The 16,887-nt window shown below is 71.1% G+C and carries 15 protein-coding genes; 2 read left to right on the forward strand and 13 right to left on the reverse strand.

The genetic code is table 11. The annotated features are described in order from the left end of the window. Positions 1–13 precede the first annotated feature (13 nt). Positions 14–1,261 (forward strand): hypothetical protein, encoded by a 1,248-nt coding sequence (locus I5071_RS33305; protein WP_236517315.1) that lies wholly within the window; start codon positions 14–16, stop codon positions 1,259–1,261. Positions 1,262–1,386: 125 nt separating this feature from the next. On the opposite strand, the gene I5071_RS33310 is transcribed toward I5071_RS33305, so the two are convergent. The 6 genes from I5071_RS33310 to I5071_RS33335 form a co-directional block, all read right to left on the reverse strand. Beyond that, positions 1,387–1,782, reverse strand: coding sequence for a hypothetical protein (locus I5071_RS33310; protein ID WP_236517316.1), 396 nt, complete (start codon positions 1,780–1,782; stop codon positions 1,387–1,389). Between the two features lie 15 nt (positions 1,783–1,797). Continuing rightward, on the reverse strand, positions 1,798–2,379 hold the full coding sequence (locus tag I5071_RS33315) for a hypothetical protein (protein WP_236517317.1): 582 nt from the start codon (positions 2,377–2,379) through the stop codon (positions 1,798–1,800). Then, a complete protein-coding gene (locus I5071_RS33320) occupies positions 2,363–2,992 on the reverse strand; it encodes a hypothetical protein (RefSeq protein ID WP_236517318.1) in 630 nt (209 codons plus the stop codon). Before I5071_RS33320 ends, I5071_RS33315 begins: the two co-directional genes overlap by 17 nt. A gap of 129 nt (positions 2,993–3,121) precedes the next feature. Further along, positions 3,122–4,327 carry a hypothetical protein gene (locus I5071_RS33325; RefSeq protein ID WP_236517319.1) on the reverse strand — a complete coding sequence of 402 codons (1,206 nt, stop codon included), beginning with the start codon at positions 4,325–4,327 and terminating at the stop codon, positions 3,122–3,124. Between the two features lie 36 nt (positions 4,328–4,363). Then, a complete protein-coding gene (rsgA, locus tag I5071_RS33330; RefSeq protein WP_236517320.1) occupies positions 4,364–5,287 on the reverse strand; it encodes a ribosome small subunit-dependent GTPase A in 924 nt (307 codons plus the stop codon). A gap of 47 nt (positions 5,288–5,334) precedes the next feature. Beyond that, positions 5,335–5,739 (reverse strand): hypothetical protein, encoded by a 405-nt coding sequence (locus tag I5071_RS33335; protein WP_236517321.1) that lies wholly within the window; start codon positions 5,737–5,739, stop codon positions 5,335–5,337. Between the two features lie 242 nt (positions 5,740–5,981). Between I5071_RS33335 and I5071_RS33340 the strand changes: the two genes are divergently transcribed. Then, the gene (locus tag I5071_RS33340) at positions 5,982–6,230 is read left to right on the forward strand and encodes a hypothetical protein (RefSeq protein ID WP_236517322.1); all 249 of its coding nucleotides are present in this window, start codon (positions 5,982–5,984) and stop codon (positions 6,228–6,230) included. Between the two features lie 3 nt (positions 6,231–6,233). On the opposite strand, the gene I5071_RS33345 is transcribed toward I5071_RS33340, so the two are convergent. The 7 genes from I5071_RS33345 to I5071_RS33375 all read right to left on the reverse strand — a co-directional run bounded on the left by I5071_RS33345 (position 6,234) and on the right by I5071_RS33375 (position 16,666). Then, positions 6,234–7,319: a DUF4419 domain-containing protein gene (locus tag I5071_RS33345; RefSeq protein ID WP_236517323.1), complete on the reverse strand. Its 1,086-nt coding sequence runs from the start codon at positions 7,317–7,319 to the stop codon at positions 6,234–6,236. 22 nt (positions 7,320–7,341) lie between these two features. Further along, a complete protein-coding gene (locus I5071_RS33350; protein ID WP_236517324.1) occupies positions 7,342–8,484 on the reverse strand; it encodes a DUF4419 domain-containing protein in 1,143 nt (380 codons plus the stop codon). A gap of 294 nt (positions 8,485–8,778) precedes the next feature. Further along, positions 8,779–11,985 carry an ArnT family glycosyltransferase gene (locus tag I5071_RS33355; protein WP_236517325.1) on the reverse strand — a complete coding sequence of 1,069 codons (3,207 nt, stop codon included), beginning with the start codon at positions 11,983–11,985 and terminating at the stop codon, positions 8,779–8,781. A 106-nt stretch (positions 11,986–12,091) separates the two neighbouring features. Continuing rightward, positions 12,092–12,976 carry a hypothetical protein gene (locus I5071_RS33360; RefSeq protein ID WP_236517326.1) on the reverse strand — a complete coding sequence of 295 codons (885 nt, stop codon included), beginning with the start codon at positions 12,974–12,976 and terminating at the stop codon, positions 12,092–12,094. Beyond that, positions 12,976–13,443 (reverse strand): hypothetical protein, encoded by a 468-nt coding sequence (locus tag I5071_RS33365; protein WP_236517327.1) that lies wholly within the window; start codon positions 13,441–13,443, stop codon positions 12,976–12,978. The genes I5071_RS33360 and I5071_RS33365 overlap by 1 nt, the downstream gene beginning before the upstream one ends. A gap of 23 nt (positions 13,444–13,466) precedes the next feature. Continuing rightward, entirely contained in the window at positions 13,467–14,732 is a 1,266-nt protein-coding gene (locus I5071_RS33370; RefSeq protein ID WP_236517328.1) for an ABC transporter substrate-binding protein, read from the reverse strand. Continuing rightward, positions 14,729–16,666, reverse strand: a complete 1,938-nt coding sequence (locus tag I5071_RS33375) for a serine/threonine-protein kinase (RefSeq protein WP_236517329.1) — start codon at positions 16,664–16,666, stop codon at positions 14,729–14,731. The genes I5071_RS33370 and I5071_RS33375 overlap by 4 nt, the downstream gene beginning before the upstream one ends. Between the last annotated feature and the right edge of the window lie 221 nt (positions 16,667–16,887).

Here is a 16,887-nt window from a genome sequence, read left to right on the forward strand (position 1 = left end):
GGCTCGCGCCGCCATGGGCACCGCGATCCTGCTTCGTGGAGCGCGTCGCGAGGGCGGCGCGCTCGATGCGATCGAGGCCTTCGCGACCTCGCGCGGAGGTGCGTTCGCACCGCTCGCGAGCCGCGCGGAGGACGAGGACGGAAGGCCTCTTCTCGCGCTCGCGATCCATCCCGCTGCCGAGCCGGTGCGCGTCGTCGATCTCGGGCGCGATCGGATCGTCGTCGAGGCGACGACCGGCACCGCGGGACCGGGCTACCACGCGCACGTCGCCGAGCTCCTCCACGCTGCGAGCGACGCGCTCGGCATCGTGTGGGATCACGTCGAGGACGAGAGCGGCTACTTCGAGTCGCGCGATCGCCGGGCGCTCGAGGACGCGACGAAGATCTGGCTCGCGACCACCGCGATGGAGATCCTCGCGCTGCACACGCGCGGCGTGCGCGGCCTGCAGCTCTCGCTGCCGGAGGGCACGCTCTTCGAGCACGCGGGCGTGCTCGCGACGCCGATGGGGCCGCGCGATCTCGCGTGGATCGAGCGCGTCGCGCGATCGCCCGGCGACGGCATCGACGTGTTCCCGTGGTGGCACCCCGGCGAAGGCGCGCAGACGCTGCGCGACGCGGCGATCGCGGCGATGTGGATCGACGTGCGGTGGCGCCCGCCGCTCCTCGATGCCGAGCGCGCGCTCTTCGAGCGCATCCTCTCGTGGCTCGATCGCGGGCAGACGCTCGCGCCCGATCTCGAGTGGCCGTGGCGCGAGCAGAGCGAGCTGCTCGAGCGGCTCGGCGAGGACTCGCTGCGCGCGACGCGCGTGCACCTCCGCGCGAGCGCGCTGCCGCCTGCGGCGGCGATCGGCTATCGCCGCAACCCGGTGCGCGTGACCCTCTCGGGCGGCTGGTCGATGCGCGTGCCCGGCGAGCTCGCGGAGCGCTGGGAAGAGCGCGGCACCTGGGTCGCGTGGGACGCGTCGCGCTCGGTGTGGTTCAACTCGCTCGAGGTCGAGGGAACGGCGGGCACCGACGAGACGCTCGCCGCGCTCCCCGAGATCGAGGGCGAAGGCGACCTCATGGGCTTCCAGCGCGGTGCGCTGCGCGCGGTCGCGCGCTTCGCCGAGGGCGAAGAAGACGGGCAGCGTCTCGTGCAGCTCCACGCGCACGCCGCGCTCGGCGCACACGCGGCGTTCGGCACGGTCGTGATCACGAAGGACGAGGATCGCGAGTGGGCGCTCGAGACGTGGAGCTCGCTGGTCCACCTCGACGAGCGTTGAGCTTGCGGGAGGGGTCTTGGAAGACCCTCCCCCCGACCGGCGGAGCCGGATCGGGGTCCCCCACCCCAAACGCTGCGCGCGGGGCCCCAGCCCCGCTTGCTCGTGCTCGCGACGCCGAGCGCCTCTCACGCCGCGCGATCGGCCGCGATCTGCTCGCGCAGCCACGCCTCCGCTTCGACGCGGCGCGCGAACACGCGCTGCGGGTACGGCGGCGGGGCGAGCCAGTTGATCGCGGTGATGATCCCGCGCACCACCGGCGAGTCCGCGACGATCGCGGTCGCGATCACCACCTTCGCGAGCTTGCGCTCGTTGGTCTTCGCGAACTCGCTCATGCGCTTGCGCTGCAGCGAGGAGAGCCCGGTCGCGCGCATCCCGAGATGCAGCGCGACCTGACGTCCGCGTGGCCAGCCCGCTTCGCACTTCGCGATCCACTGCTCGAGCTCGGCGTCGGTGATGTCGCCCTCGGGCCACTCGGTCACCACGAGTGGGAACTGCGAGTCGTCGAAGCGAATCGATGCCACAGCCCGAGAACGGTACTACGGCGGCGTGTAGTTGCGCGAGTAGAGCAGCCGCACCGTCTCGAGGATCGCGGCGCTCGGTCGCCAGAATCCGTACGGATCGTGGGTCGAGAGCCCGTTGCGGCCCAGCAGGAAGTCGCGCACCTGGCTGCGCAGCACCGACTTCATCGGCACGCCCGCGAACACCGCGTGGATGTGCGGCGCCTGGTTCGACGGCCAGTCGTCGCTGCCGGGCTTGCGGTACCACGCCGCGAACCCGTGGGTGCCGAGGCGCTCGAGCAGCGCGCGGATCTCGCTCTCGCTCATGTCGCGGGTGCGCAGATCGATCGCCGCGGTGTACGCCATGCCGTCGACGGTTCCGTCGGACGCGTGGAAGCCCGCCGACGCCGCGGCGTCGCCGATCGTCTGGGTGATGCGATCCGCGGTGATGCCGGCGCAGCGCAGGCGATCCGAGGCCTCGGGATGGATGCCGTAGTGCAGCAGCGCGCGGTGCGGGCAGTCGGGCCAGCCGGGATCGGTGGGCGTGCCGCGATCTTCGTTGCACGCGTCGGCGGTGCCGGTGGGCGCTTCGTGGCAGCCCTCCTCACAATCGCTCTGCACGATCCACGTCGCGCCGTCGCAGCCGAGGATGTCGTCGTCGTGATCGGCCGCGAGCGGGACGCGGCACGGCGGGTCGAGCGTGAGGCCGTGGCGCGCCGCGCTCGCGCCGCACCACGAAGCACTCGCACTCCGGCAGCGCGCACGCCGCGCTCGCGCCGGTCTCGCCGATCTCGCAGCCGTGCGCGCACGCTTCGCCGGCGCGCCAACCCGATGCGTCGCACGCGAAGACCCGCGCTCCGTCGGCACGCGCGCCGTCGACCACGCAGCCCTCGGCGGCGGCGCGCGCCGCGACCGAGGCCTCGCAGTACGAGCCCTCGCCGTCGAAGCACGCGCACGCGCTGGGCGGCGCGCTCGCGTCGATCGGATCGGACGCGCCCGCGTCGTCGTCGCGGGCCGCGTCCTGCACGACTGGGACGGTGGCGTCGACCTCGGTGCTCGGCGCGGTGCCGCAGCCGAGCGCGAGCGCGACGAACGAGCTCGCGAGCGACGCGCGCTGCGACCACCACACCGCAGCGCCGTGCCTTCGTCGCGCGATCGCCGACCAGGTCTCGATCGCGGGGCGCGCGCTCTCGACGCGCGATCCCCGCGATTTTCCTTCGATTCCGAAGTGCATGCGGAGCCTTCTCCGCACGCCGCGTGCCGATCGGTCCAGCTGGAGTGCTCGCTGGCGGAGGGCCCGCACGGGAGCGTGCGCACGCGGACGGGAGGGCTCTGCGCCCGCGAGCCGATTCTGGACACTCGATCAGTCGAGGCGCGGATCGCAGCCCAGCGCGACGTCGAGCCGCGCGTCGGGATCGGCCTGCACCGTGCGGCACACGTCGGGGCAGAGCGACATCGTGGTGGGCGCGACGGGATCGTCGAAGTACCAGCCGCTCGCGGTGCACGCGCCCGCGCCGTCGACGCGGGTCAGCTCGGCGCGCACGGCGTCGCCCGAGCGATAGGTCACGCCGATCGCGTCGAGATCGAGGGTCAGGCCCTCCGGCGGATCCGGCACCTCGAACTCGCACACGACCGGCACGCCCGCGACGACGCCGCGCGCGATGTCCTCGAAGATCACCGTCCAGTCGGTCTCGCACACGCGCCCCCGACTGCCGCTGGTGCACCCGGCGATCGGTGCGTCGTCGTCGGTGAGGCAGGCCGCGAGGCGCAGGTAGGTCGTGCCGACGTTCGCGAGCGTGTCGCAGGTCCCGGTGTCCTCGTCCGACCAGTCGGCGGGCGCGTCGCCGTAGAACCCGACGATCGCGTCGTGGATCGTCCGCTCGAACATCCCCGCGGGCTCGAGGTCGGCGAGCGCGGCGCGGAATTCGTCGGCCGTGTACTCGTCGGCCTCGTCGTCGGTGATCCACAGGAACACCTTCGCGGCCTCGACGCGCAGGAAGTCGCGGTAGTCGGGGTAGTGCTCGAGCACGAGGTCGGGCGCGTCGTGCGAGCCGACCGACTCGTGGATCGCGAGCAGACGTCCCTCGGGCCCGCTCGCGCAGTCGGGCTCGCCGGAGCCGAGCGGCTCGGGCACGCACACACCGGTGTCGCCGTCCTCGCGGCTGATGAGCACGACGCGATAGTCGAGCCCGCTCGCCGCGATGATCTCGGCGAAGCGGTTGATGTTGCGGCGCACCTCCGCCGCTTCGTCGTCCATGCTGCCCGAGTTGTCGATCACGATGATGATGTCGACCGGGATCGCCTCGACCGTCGACTCGGCGTTGATCGCGCGGCACGGCCCGGCGTCGGTGCCGTTCGGGCGCATCGCGTCGCCGGTGATCTCGGCGTCGCTCGCGCCGCCGTCGTCGCGAGGCGCGCACCGGCCCTCGACGCACACCTCACCGGTCTCGCACTCGGTGGCGCTGGTGCATGGATCGCCGCCGGTATCGCCGGAGCAGTCGCATCCCGAGACGAGCGCCAGTGAGAGCGTCGTCGTGATCATCGCGCCGATCCAGGGACGTCCGAGCATGGCCCACCTCCGGGGGACCACCATATCTCGGGGACGTCAGGCGCGCAGATCTTCGCCGCGCAGCTGGCGCAGATAGCTGTCGTATCGCTCGGCCGCGATCTCGCCGCGCTCGACCGCGGCGCGCACCGCGCAGTCGGGCTCGCGATCGTGCACGCAGTCGCCGAACGCGCAGTCGCCGAGGAACGGGCGCAGATCGACGAAGCATCGCGCGAGATCGCGCGGCGGGATCTCGAACGACGCGAGCTCGCGGATGCCCGGCGTGTCCGCGACGAATCCGTCGCTCTCGCCCTCGAGCGGATGCAGCTCGGCGACGCGCGTGGTGTGGCGACCCTTGCGGACCATGTCGCCGATCTCGCCGACCGCGAGCGCGAGCCCGGGCTGCACCGCGTTGAGCATGCTGCTCTTGCCCGCGCCCGAGGGCCCGGTGAGCGCGGAGATGCGACCCGCGAGGCGCGCGCGCACCGCGTCGACGCCGACGCCTTCCTTCGCGCTGGTGTAGAGCACCGGATAGCCGATGCGCTCGTAGAGCCCGAAGCGCTCGCGCGCATCGTGCGCCTCGGGCTCGTCCATCTTCGTCGCGACGATCGCGGCCGCGACGTCGTTGTGCTCGGCGACCACGAGGAAACGATCGACGAGGCGCGGGTTCATGCGCGGCAGGCTCGCGGAGAACACGAGCAGCACCTGGTCGAGGTTCGCGACGAGCACGTCCTCGATGGCGCGCCCGCGCGACGTGGGATGCAGCCGCGAGAACTTGGTGCCGCGCGGCTCGACCTCGACGATCACGCCGGTGTCGCCGCTCTTCTCGATGGAGACGAGATCACCGATCACCGCGAGATCGGTGTCGGCGCGCTCCTTCTTGAGGCGACCGCGCATGCGGCACTCGATGTCGCCCTCGGCGGTGCGCACGCGGAAGAACCCCGCGGTCGCGCGCAGCACCCGCCCCGTGATCCGATCGCTCATTCGGCGCGCAGGCTACGAGACGCCGCGTCACGCGGCCATGCCGCGCGTCAGCCTCCGAGGAACTTCCGCGCCTGCGCCTGCTCCGCCGGGGTCAGCGACGGGGCGAGCCACTGCTCCATCGTGCCGACGCTCTCGAACGCCGCACGGTCCATGTTGCCGCCCTCGCGCAGGAGCCGCTCGAGCTGGATGCCGATGATCGCGCTGGGGTCGAGGAGCACGGCCTGGCGCTCGACCCGGTCGTTGTCGGCCCGGATGATCGCCCGCAGCGACGACGCGACGTCGGGCGCGAGCACGCGCATGCCGCGCCAGTCGGTGCACATCACCACCTTGCCCCGAATTCCAGCGAGGATCCGGCCGAAGATCGGCCCGCTCTGCCGGATGTCCTCCATCGTGATCCGGCCGGTCTGACGGACCTCGATGAGGCGTCCCACGTTGTTCTCGACGGTGATCACGGCGGCAACGACTCCATCCACGAACAGGGATGGAGATCATCGCAGAAGTCACCGGTCGCGCGATCCTGCTCGACCCGGGGCGAGGAAATCGTCGCGACGACGACGAGCACTGAACACGCACGTTTCGCTAGGGAGTCGAAATCACGTGTTAATTCAGCCATTTACCGTCGATGTTCAGTAGACGCGATCACTGAACGCACAAAACTGGACTCGTGTTCAGGTGCGCGGGTAGGGTCCGACGCATGGACAAGAACACGATGGTCTCGGTGCTGGTGGCTCTCTTCGACCTCGCGCGCACGAACCGCCCGGCGAACGTCGAGCGCATCGCGCGTCAGCTCGAGCTCGGCGCGGACGAGACGCGCGCCGCGCTGCGCGGCCTCGAGGCGCGCGGGCTCGCGGACGCGCTGCGCTGCCGGCTCACGCTGGTCGGTCTCGCGCTCGCATCGTCGGCGGCGCAGGGTCGCGAGATCCATCTCGCGGCGGCGGCGTGAACGTCAGCGCGGCGCGGATCGCACTGCCCAGCCGAGCTCGGGGCGCACGCGACCGGTCGCGGGATCCTGCCCCACGCCCGCGAAGCCGCCGACGAATTCCATGCGGTGCTCGGTGGCGAGGTATTTCCACAGGAAGGGCACACACGAGACCCCGGACGGCAGCGCGTCGGTGGTCGGCCCTCCGCCGAACGACGACGACAATCCCTGCTGCCACGACTCGAGCGACGGATTGCGGATCACGACGCGGCTGTCTCCCACGAGGTAGGGCAGCAGCACGTTGATCCAGCCGGTGACGTAAGGACCGCCGGACGCGTCCTTCAGCTTGTAGAGCGACTGCCAGAACGCGAGGTCGACCTCGCCCTGCGATGCGCGGGTGAATTGCGCGAGGACGGGCGCGAGCGCGCTCGTCCACCACGAGAGATCGAAGCGCGCGAGCGCGGCGGCACGACGTTCGATCGCGCGCCAGTCGTCGGGCGTCCCGGTCAGCGTGATCTCGGGGATGCCGCACAGCGAGATCAGCTGGTACGCGAAGTACGGCTGCGCGGCCGCGAGCAGCGCGATCTCGCTCACCGCGCGCGAGGTCGCGTCGGTGGTCGAGAAGTCGCTCACCACGAGCGCGTGGAGATCCCCGGTGCGCTCCGCGACCTGCGCCGAGAGCGCGGAGAACACCTCGGGCCACGGATTGTCCGTCGCGCCGAGCACGAAGTCGTCGCGCCGCACCGCGAGCGTCTCGCGCCCTTGGTGCGACACCAGCTGCGCGCGCAGTCGATCCGCGTTGGCCTGCACGTGCATCGCGAAGCCCTGCGCGATGCAGAGCCACACCGAGTCCGGCGAGAGCTCGAGCGGTCGATGCTCGTCGAACGCCGCGTGCACCGCCGCGACGAACGGATGGATCGCGACGGGATTCTGGACCCACTTCTCGTCGACGAAGTCGGGTCGATTCTCGAACGCCCGCGCGAGGGGCCACGAAGGCGTCCACCACGCCTCGACGCGCGATCGCAGCAACGACTCGATCGCATCGCGCGCGTCGATCGTCGGCAGTGGATCGCGCGCGCGCTCCACGCGGCTCACCGCGAACGTCGTGCTCATGACGTTCGATGGTACGCGAGGCTCACGGCGCGCGACCGACCGCCCACCCGAGCTCCGGTCGCACCCGGCCGGTCGTGGGGTCCTGACCGACGCCCGCGAGCCCACCGATGAACTCCATCCGGTGCTCGGTGCCCAGGTACTTCCAGAGGAAGGGGACGCGGCAGATCCCCGAGGGCAGTCGCTCGGTCGTGGGACCGTAACCGTCACGCCACGCGCAGAGCGCATCGTTGCGCTCCGGTCTGCCGTCGCGACCGACGAGGTAGGGGAGCAGCACGTTGATCCATCCGGTGACGCGCGGGCCGCCCGACTCGTTCATCAGCTTGTAGAGCGACTGCCAGAACGCGACGTCGACGTCGCCCTGCGACGCGCGCGTGAATTGTGCGAGAACGGGCGCGAGCGCATCGGTCCACCACGCGAGGTCGAAGCGCGCGAGCGCGGCGGCGCAACGCTCGATGGCGCGCCAATCGTCGGGCGTCCCGGTCAGCGTGATGGCGGGGATGCCGCACCGCGTGTGCACCTGGTAGCCGAAGTACGGCTGCATCGCGGCGAGCAGCGCGATCTCGCTCGCCGCGCGCGACACGGGATCGGTCGTGGAGAAGTCGCTCACGACGAGGGCGTGGAGCTCGCCGGTGCGCGCCGCGACCTGGGCCGACATCGCTGCGAACACCTCGGGCCACGGATTCCGCGGCGAGCCGAGCACGAAGTCGTCGCGCCGCACGATGATCGTCTCGCGCCCTTCGTGCGAGACCAGCTGCGCGCGAAGCTCGCGCGCGTTCGCCTGCACGTGGGTCGCGAAACCCTGCGCGATGCAGAGCCACACCGCGTCGAGTGAGAGCTCGAGCGGCCGATGCTGATCGAACGCAGCGTGCACCGCGGCGACGAACGGATGAAACGCGACGTGCTCGTCGCCCTCGTGGGTCCAGCGGCGCTCCAACACGCGCGCCAGGGGCCACGCTGGGCACCACCAAGCCTCGACCCGTGATCGCAACAGCGACTCGACCGCGTCGCGGGCATCGATCGTGGGAATTGGAAAGCCCGGGCGCTCCACCGCGCTCACCGCAAACGTGAACGCGACACCCGCAACCGCAGCGACCAGCTCGCGGAGCCGTCCCATTGGCCGCGATGCCCGAAGGGCGAGCCGGTCCGCGCGTGAAGTCGAGAGCACGCGACGCGTGCTCTCGGCTTCGCGCGCTCTCAGCAACCACCCCCGCCGATCCGCTCTCCACCCCGCGCGGCCGAAGCCCTACCAGCCGGGGCGCGGGGAGGGGTCTCGCGCGCAGTTCCGCAGGAGCCAACCAGCCTCCGCGAGAGCTGCGCATGCTCGATGACGCCGCGCGAAGCGCCGCGTCATCGAGAACCCACCTATCCAGCCGTCACACCCGCAGCAGGACGCCGCTCCGAGGATGTCCGAGCACGAGACCCCTCCCCGCGCCCCTCACCGAAGCCTCTCCCCGCGCGCTCAGTCCCGCGCTCGCTCGCGCACCGGCCCCGCCGCACCCGGCAGATCGGCGCTCACCAACACGAACTTGTTGTCGAGCCGCTCGTCGGTCACTTCCTCGACCGTCGCTCCGCGCAGCACGCTGCGCAGGTTCGCGAGCCGCTGGTGCTCGAGCAGGAAGTACACGCGCTGTCCGGGATGCGCGCGCACCCACTCGTTGAGCCGACGGTTGTCGAGATCGACGAACGCGTACACCGCGTTGCCGGTGTAGAAGTTCTCGCCCTTCCAGTTCATCTGCCAGGCGATCAGCGGCTCGTCCGCGCTGCGTCGTTCCTCGTAGTAGCGACGCACGAGCTCGCGCTGACCCCAGTGCGGCGAGAGATCGACGAGGTACACGTCGAGGCACCACACCGCGAAGAAGAACGCGACGCCGAAGAACGCACGCAGCGCGACCTGGCGCACGATCGGCAGCGCCGCGATCCCGATCACCACGCCCGCGGTGATCGCAAACCCGGTGAGGATCGGCCGGTAGTCGAAGTGCTCCGGCCACGCGCGCTGATAGTTGTAGACGAACAGATGGATCAGTCGCTCGTAGCCGTGCGGGCGCGCCGACGTCACCCACGACAGATCACGACCCACCATCGCGAGGATCGCCGGCGCCGCGAAGAGCCCCGCGGTCGCCGCCGCCGGCGCCCAGCGCGGCGTCTCGCCGTCCTCCGCGACCCGATCACGCGGCTCGTCGCGCAGCAGCCACCACGCCGCTGCCGCGAGCGCGATGCCGAGCACGACCAGCGGGATCGTGTGCTCGCCGAACCACGGATGGCGCAGCACCCAGTCGCGCATCCGGTTCGCGGGCACGTCCTCGGGCACCACGCCCCGAACGTCGCCCCACATCCCCGCGACGCCGATCACGATCGGCAGCGGCGCGATCGCCGCGACCACCGTGCCCGCGACCTTCTCGAGGTCGAAGCGCTCGAGATCGCTGCGCGGTCCGAAGAGCGCGTCCACCGCGATCCCCACCAGCGCGCCCGCCGCGGGCACCGCCGGGAAGATGTAGTGGTGGAACTTCGTGGTCATCCCGCTGAAGAGCACGAACGCGCCGGTGCCCCAGAGCCCGATGAACGCGAGCAGCTCGGCGCGCCGGTCGCGCGCTTCGGCGTCGGGATCGACCTGCGCCGACGCGACCGAAGGCGCGGGCAACGCCTCTGCGCTCACGGCCACCGGGGTCGCCGGCGCGAGCTTCATCGCGCCGCGGATCATCTGCACGATGCCGGCGACGATCGCGCCGTAGAACACGACGAACCGACCGCCGCCCTCCGCCGCGCTCGCACCGGCGATCGTGAGGCCGATCCCGACCACCGCGATCACCGCGCCGATCAAGATGTCGCGCTGGCCCGCCGCGACCTGCGCGGGATCCGCGGGCTTGCTCTCGGGCGCCGGTGCAGGCGCAGGAGCCGGCGGCTGCAGCGGCAGCTCGAGCTCGTCCGCGACGCGCTGCGTGGACGCCGACACCGCCGCGCGCGCTCGCTCGCTCTCGCGGGTGCGCGTCGCGATCACGACCCACCCCGCGATCGCCAGCGGCGCGAGCGCGACCCACGGGAAGAGGCCGTAGCCCAGCTGCTCGAGGAAGTACTCCGCGCTCCCGGTGTCGCCGTGCACGCCCGCGGTCAGGCGGTTGATGTGATCGTGCACCAGCAGGCGATCGGTGAAGCCCTGCCCGTGCCGGATGTACATCGCGACGTACCAGGGCAGCCCCACCGTCGCGACGATGAGGATGCCCACTGCGACGCGCAGCTGCCCTTCGAGCAGCAGATCCCAGCGCCGCGTCGCGATGAGCCAGAAGAGCGCGACCATGCCCGGCAGCGCGAAGCCGGGGATGCCCTTCGCCATGAACGAGAGCGCGCAGAAGAAGTAGAACGCGACCATCAGGAGCGAGCGCGCGCGGCGCTCGTTCCGCAAGAGCCACACGATCGCCGCGAGCCCCGCGAGCCAGAGCAAGCCCTGCACGAAGGGCTGCGCGAGGATGCCGTCGAACGCGGGCGCGACCTCGCGCGCCTCGGCGTTGCCGGGGTTCCCCGCGTTGCCCGCCGAGCCGAACATGAAGCGGTCGCGGTGCCACGCGAACCCGCCGGTCACGAGCGTCACGTTGCGCGTGATCAGCAGCATGATCTGCGGGATGCACGTCATCGCGAGCGCGCCGATCAGCGCGTGCTGTCCCGAGACCTCGATCGGCCCGAGGCGATAGCGCGTGACCTCGCGATCGGCGGGCGTCGCGATCGCGAGGCCGAGCATGCCCATCGCCATCGTCATCGTGCTGACGAAGGGCATGTCGGTGATCGCCTGGTGCGCGAGGAAGAAGAAGTACGGCATCGTCGCGAGCACGAACGCGGCGACGACACCGGCGCGACGACCGAACCCGCGCGCCACGACGGCGTAGATCGCGAGCAGCGCGCCCATCGTCAGGAAGAAGTGCGGCAGGCGCAGCGCCCACTCGGGATGCGCGGGGTTCGCGTCGGGATGGAAGTCGACCCCGAGCGCGCTCATCGAGAGCGCCTCGATCCAGAAGATGAAGATCGGCTTCGACCAGAACCAGTCTTCCTGGGCCCACCACAGGCTGATCCAGTCGTCGCGCGCGAGGATCTCGCGGGCGACCTCGCCGTAGTGGGTCTCCCAGGGATCCCAGAGCCCGTAGGCGCCGAGGAACGGCAGCACGATCGCGGCGCCGAGCACGAGCACCAACATCGCGGGGCGACGCAGCGCCGAGAGCGCGAGCGGCACCAGCGCAGCGACGATCGCGATCGGCAGCGCGTCGACGCCGCCGACCATCGCGCCGAGCACGACGATCACGATCGCGAGCGGCACCGTGATCACCGGCGCGAGGAAGATCGGCTCGCCGTCGCGCGCCCAGAGCGCGGTCTCGCGCCACGACACCGCGCCGGGCTCGCTCCGCGGCGCGAAGAGCCCGAGCAGATCGAGCAGCCCGAGCGTCGCGACCAGCGTCGTGATCATCCCGACGAGCGCGCCGTGCGACACCTGCTCGTGGAACGCCATCAGCGCGAACGTCGCGATGATGCCCACGCCGAAGATCACGCCGCCTCGCACGCGATGCGACGCGCCGCCGCTCGGCTTCGCAGGCTCGGGCTTCGAGGTGGTCGTCTTGCTCGACTTGCGGCCCTTCGGGCCCTCGCCCGTCGAGCTGCTGCCCGCTTCGTCGTCGCGCTCGCTCATGCTGGAAAAACCAAGGCGCGGAGCATAGTCGGGTGGTCCAGAAGGGTCCACCAGCGCGCGTTGGGCAGGGTGAGGCGATCCGCGGCCGCTACAGAAACCGTAGCGCTCAGGGAACGCCGAAGGACACTCCGGTCTGCACCGGGACGTGGCTCGACTGATCGATCAACACGCCCGCGACCACACCGCCGGTCACCAACACCACGCCGACCGCGATCACCCAGAAGAGCGGGTCCTCGAGCACCGAGCCCCCCCCGCTCTGCTGCGTGCCACCGCCCCCGGCGCCACCGCCGCCCGGCACCGCCACCGCGGCGACGCGGCCCACCGTGCGCGGCTCGAACTCGCTGCCCACCAGCACGACCTGGTTGCCGTACGGATCGAGCACCTCGACCCAGTACTCGATGCGATCCGCCGTGTCCGCGCCCGCGAGCGGGGCGAGCACCTCGGACTGCGCCTCGGCCTCGACGTCGGTGAACTGGACCTGCCCCTCGATGCGCCCGTGCACGCGAACCGTACGCGCCATCTGGAACGGATCGATCAGCGCCACGCGGACCGCGCTCTGCGCGCGCGCGATGCCGACCTCGACACCCAGCTGCTCGGGACGCGCGCTCACGATGCCGCGCGCCTCGAGGTACGGCGCGCGAAGACGCGGCGGGACGGTGTCGTCGAGCTGCGCCTCGGGATCGACCGCGAGCATCCGCTGGAAGAAGTCGCGCGCGCCCTCGGCATCGCCGAGCGCGGCCGCGCTCACGCCGAGCAGCATGTAGATGCGCACCAGACGATCGGGCGCGTGACCGCCCGCCTGGAGCGCCGCGCCCGCGTGCTCGAGCGTCTGCTCGAAGTCGACCTCGGTGTACGCCTGCTCCGCGGCCGTGAGCGGATCGACCGCCTCACCGCCGCCCCGACGGCGACGCTGTGCGTCGGCGCTGCTCGCCGAGATCACCACACCGATCATCAGCGCGAGGGCGACGAACGTACGCTGGCTCGCGCGCATCACGATCCTCCCGCCGCGCAGAACGACTCGGGCGTGCCCGGTGCGGCGGTCGCCGCCTCGAAGTCCATCGTGGGATGCAGCTGCACCTGCACGTCGGGCCCGTCCACGTACACCTCGCCGATGCTGCAGCCCTGCAGGATGCGTCGATTGCCCGCGCTGAAGATCTCGACGACGTACGCGTGCGGGCCCTGCTCGAACTCGGGCAGCGACATCCCGCCGCGGATCGCGCACACGCTCGTCAGATCGGAGTCGAACACCGGCTCGATCGAGAACGACTGCGTCGGCAGCTCGTCGAGCAGCTGCGGGCACGCGCCCAGCTGATCCTGCGTCAGCGGGAACACCAGCACCCGCGCCTGCTCGCTGCGCATGAACGCGTCGGTGGTCGGGAAGTTCACGTCGACCGTCACCGGCGAAGGCGCGCACGCACCGAGCAGGAGCGACGCGATGAGGAGAGATCGTCGTGTCATCGGGGAAGCCGTGGTCTTACTGCTCATTCGAGGATGCGCACGCGCTCGAAGGTCTCGCTCGTCGCTTCGAAACGCCAGAGCTCGTATGCGAGCGTCGCGTTGCCCTCGGCGTCGATGTCGGAGGGACCGGCCGCGCCTTCGTAGTTGATGGGACGTCCCTCGCGGATGAGGCGCAGGCCTTCGGCGAGGCGGCCCGCCTGCACCACCACGCCCGAGGGATCGTTGAGCTGGAACACGGCGTCGCGGATCGCGATCGGATCTTCGGCGGTGCCCGCCTTCGCGATCGCGAGTAGCACGAGCGCGGCCGCGTCGTAGATGGTCGACGAGAATGCGACCGGATCGTTGCCGAACGTCGCGAAGAACTGGTCGCGGAACCGGTTGTACGCGGGCGTCTCGGGGTCGGTGACCGGCGCGGTGCCGTAGAAGTCGTCGATCAGCGCGGGGTTGCCGACCTCGGTCGCGAAGCCGGGCTGGCGCACGCCGTCGGTGCCGAACCACGTCACGTCGGGCTTCGACGAGAGCGAGTCCCAGTCACGCATGATGATGCCGGCCGACGCGGGGTATCCGATCAGCGCGATGCAGTCGGGCGGCGGCTGCGCGGAGGCGATCGCCATCACCTGGGTCCGGTACGAGCTGAGCTCTTCCATGTACGGCACGCCCGCCGCGGGCGTGACGGTGCCGCCGAGCGCCGTGAAGCGCGCCGACGCCTGCTCCTGGAACGGACGACCGTAGTCGTTGTCCGCGAAGAGCACGCTGACGTTGCGGCAGCCCTGCGTGTACATCGCCTCGGCGAGCGCGGGCGCCTGGCGATCGTCGGGCGGCACGGTGCGGAAGAAGAAGCGATTCGCGGGCTCGAGCTCGCGGTTGATCTCGGTGAGGATCGGCGAGGTCGACAGACCGCTCGCGAGCAGCACCTGCGCGGGGCCGGTGGCTTCTTGATAGACGCGCACCGTCGCGCTCGACGCGGAGTCGCCGATGATCGCGATCACGCCGTCGTCGATCATGCGTTGCGCGACCGCGACGCCGATGTCGGCGCGGCTCTCGCCGTCCTGGATCATCAGATCGACACGACGCCCCGGGAGCACGCCGCCCGCGGAGTTCACCTCGCGCACCGCGAGCCGCGCCGAGTCGCGCCAGTCGGGCCCGTCGGCGCCGAGCTCGCCGGAGAGCGGCGCGATCATGCCGATGCGCACGGTCGCCGTGTCGTCGGTGGAGAGAGTTCGTTCGGGGGCACACCCGAGGAGCGCGAGCAACAGCGTGGCGAACACCACCAGCGATCTCGCGTTCATCGCAGGCCCAACCTCCGCGTCGTGGTCTCACCGGCCCGGATCTCGACCTCGTAGGTCTCGCTGATCCCGGCTTCGTCGTTCACGAGGCGCAGCACGTGGCGACCCGCAGGAAGTCGCACGCGCACCAGCGGCGTGGTGCCGAGGTCGCGGCCGTTCAACGAGACGTTCGTCCACGGCGAGGTCACGAGCGAGAGGTGGCCCTCCTCGCCCACGCTCGGCGGCGGCGTGGTGGTCGGCGGCGTCGCGGTGGTGCTGGTCGTCGTGGTCGCCGCGGTCTCGCCGCCGCGTCCCCCGCGGGTGCGGCGCGATCCGCCGCCGCCGCGCGACGTGGCGGTGCGCGCGGGCTCGTCGGCGGTCTCGGCCTCGACCGGCGGATCGTCGGCGGGAGGCGGCGTGTCGGCGACGACCGGCGCGATCGGATCCGCCGCGACCGGGACGATCGGATCGGGCGGCGTCGGCGTCGCGATCGGAGGCACCACGACCGCACCGGTCGAATCGCCCGGCGCGGTCTCGTCGTCGCCACCGCGCGGCAGCACGACCGCCACCGCGACCGCGAGCAGCGCGACCGCGCCGACGACCACGAGCTGCCAGCCGAGCGCGCGCCGCTTCTGCTCGCGCGGCGCCTCCGCGGGCTGCGCGAACGCGCCCTGCTGCGAAGGCGCCGAGGGCGTGTACTGGCCCGAGGGCGTGTACTGACCCGAGGGGGTGTACTGACCCGAGCCACCGAAGGGCGCGGGCGTCGGCGTGACGCTCGTGACCCCGGGCGGAAGGCGCGAGGCGGTCGAGGGCGTCATGTGGGCGAACTGCCCCGAGATGCCGGCGTCGGGCATGTTCGTGCCGGGCGAGCTCGGATCGACGAGGCGCTGGATCGAGCTCGCCCCGACCTCGATCGAGGCGAGACAGGCCGCGAGCTTCTCCTTGTGCGCCTTCTGCACTTCCTCGAAGCGCGTGTGCATCAGCTGCGCGATCGTCGCGCGCGTCGGCGCGTTGGGCTGCGTCGCGAGCCAGCGCTCCAGATCGCCGCGGAACTCCTTCGCGCTCTGATAACGCGCCGACACGTCGCGCTGCAGCGCGCGCATCACGATGCCGTCGATCTCGGGCGGCACCGCAGGATTGTGGATGCTGGGCAGTCGAATCTCGCCCTGCAGCGTCTCCTGCAGCGTCGCGAGCTCGTTGACGCTCTTGAACAGACGCCGCGAGGTCAGCGCCTCCCAGAGCACGACGCCCATGCTCCAGAGATCGGCGCGCTGATCGACGTTGTTCGTGAGGGCCTGCTCGGGCGCGATGTACGCGTATTTGCCCTTCACCACGCCGGTGCGCGTCTCGACGACGTTCGACTCCGCCTTCGCGATGCCGAAGTCGAGCAGCTTCACCACGCCGTTGTAGGTGACGTAGATGTTCTGCGGGCTGACGTCGCGGTGCACCACGCCGAGCGCGCGGCCTTCGTAGCTCGTGAGGTCGTGCGCGTAGCCGAGCCCGTCGAGCGCGTCGGCGATCATGCGCGCCGCGAGCGGCACCGGCAGCAGCGTGCCCATCTGGGCGCTCGATCGGAGCAGCCGCTCGAGGCCCTGGCCGTCGAGGTACTCCATCGCGAGGAAGTGGTGGCCCGAGGCCTCGCCCACCTCGAGGGTCTGCACGCAGTGCGGGTGATCGAGCTGCGCCGCGAGGCGCGCCTCGTCGAGGAACATGTCGATGAAGCCGGGCTCGGCCTCGAGCTGCTGGTGCAGCCGCTTGAGCACCACGAGCTTCCGGAAGCCGCCCTTGCCCGCCATCACGGCGAGCAGGACCTCCGCCATGCCGCCGTGCCCGAGCTTGCCGATCAGCGTGTACTTGCCGAACGGCTGAGGAGGGATCGCCTGCAGCGTGTAGGCTCGCGTCTCTTCCCCGCTGAGGGTGCCCGAGGCGCGGTTCGAACTGGCTCCAGGGCTCGTCATTCCTCCCCGAGTGACGAGTCTCGGATCGCCGACGTTGCCGTGTCAACGTCCGAACGCAGTGTTTTCCAGACCGAACGGCGAGTTTCCCAGTACGAAACGTGCACATCACGTTGGGAAACGAGGGGCGTCTTTGCAGCCCGATTGGATCGTCGATGTGCGCTGGGGGCTGGGAGCGACGATTGTTTTCGCGAACAAGAATGCCAATCGCCGCACCGGAGAGT

The organism is Sandaracinus amylolyticus (genome assembly GCF_021631985.1).
GTDB lineage: Bacteria > Myxococcota_A > Polyangia > Polyangiales > Sandaracinaceae > Sandaracinus > Sandaracinus amylolyticus_A.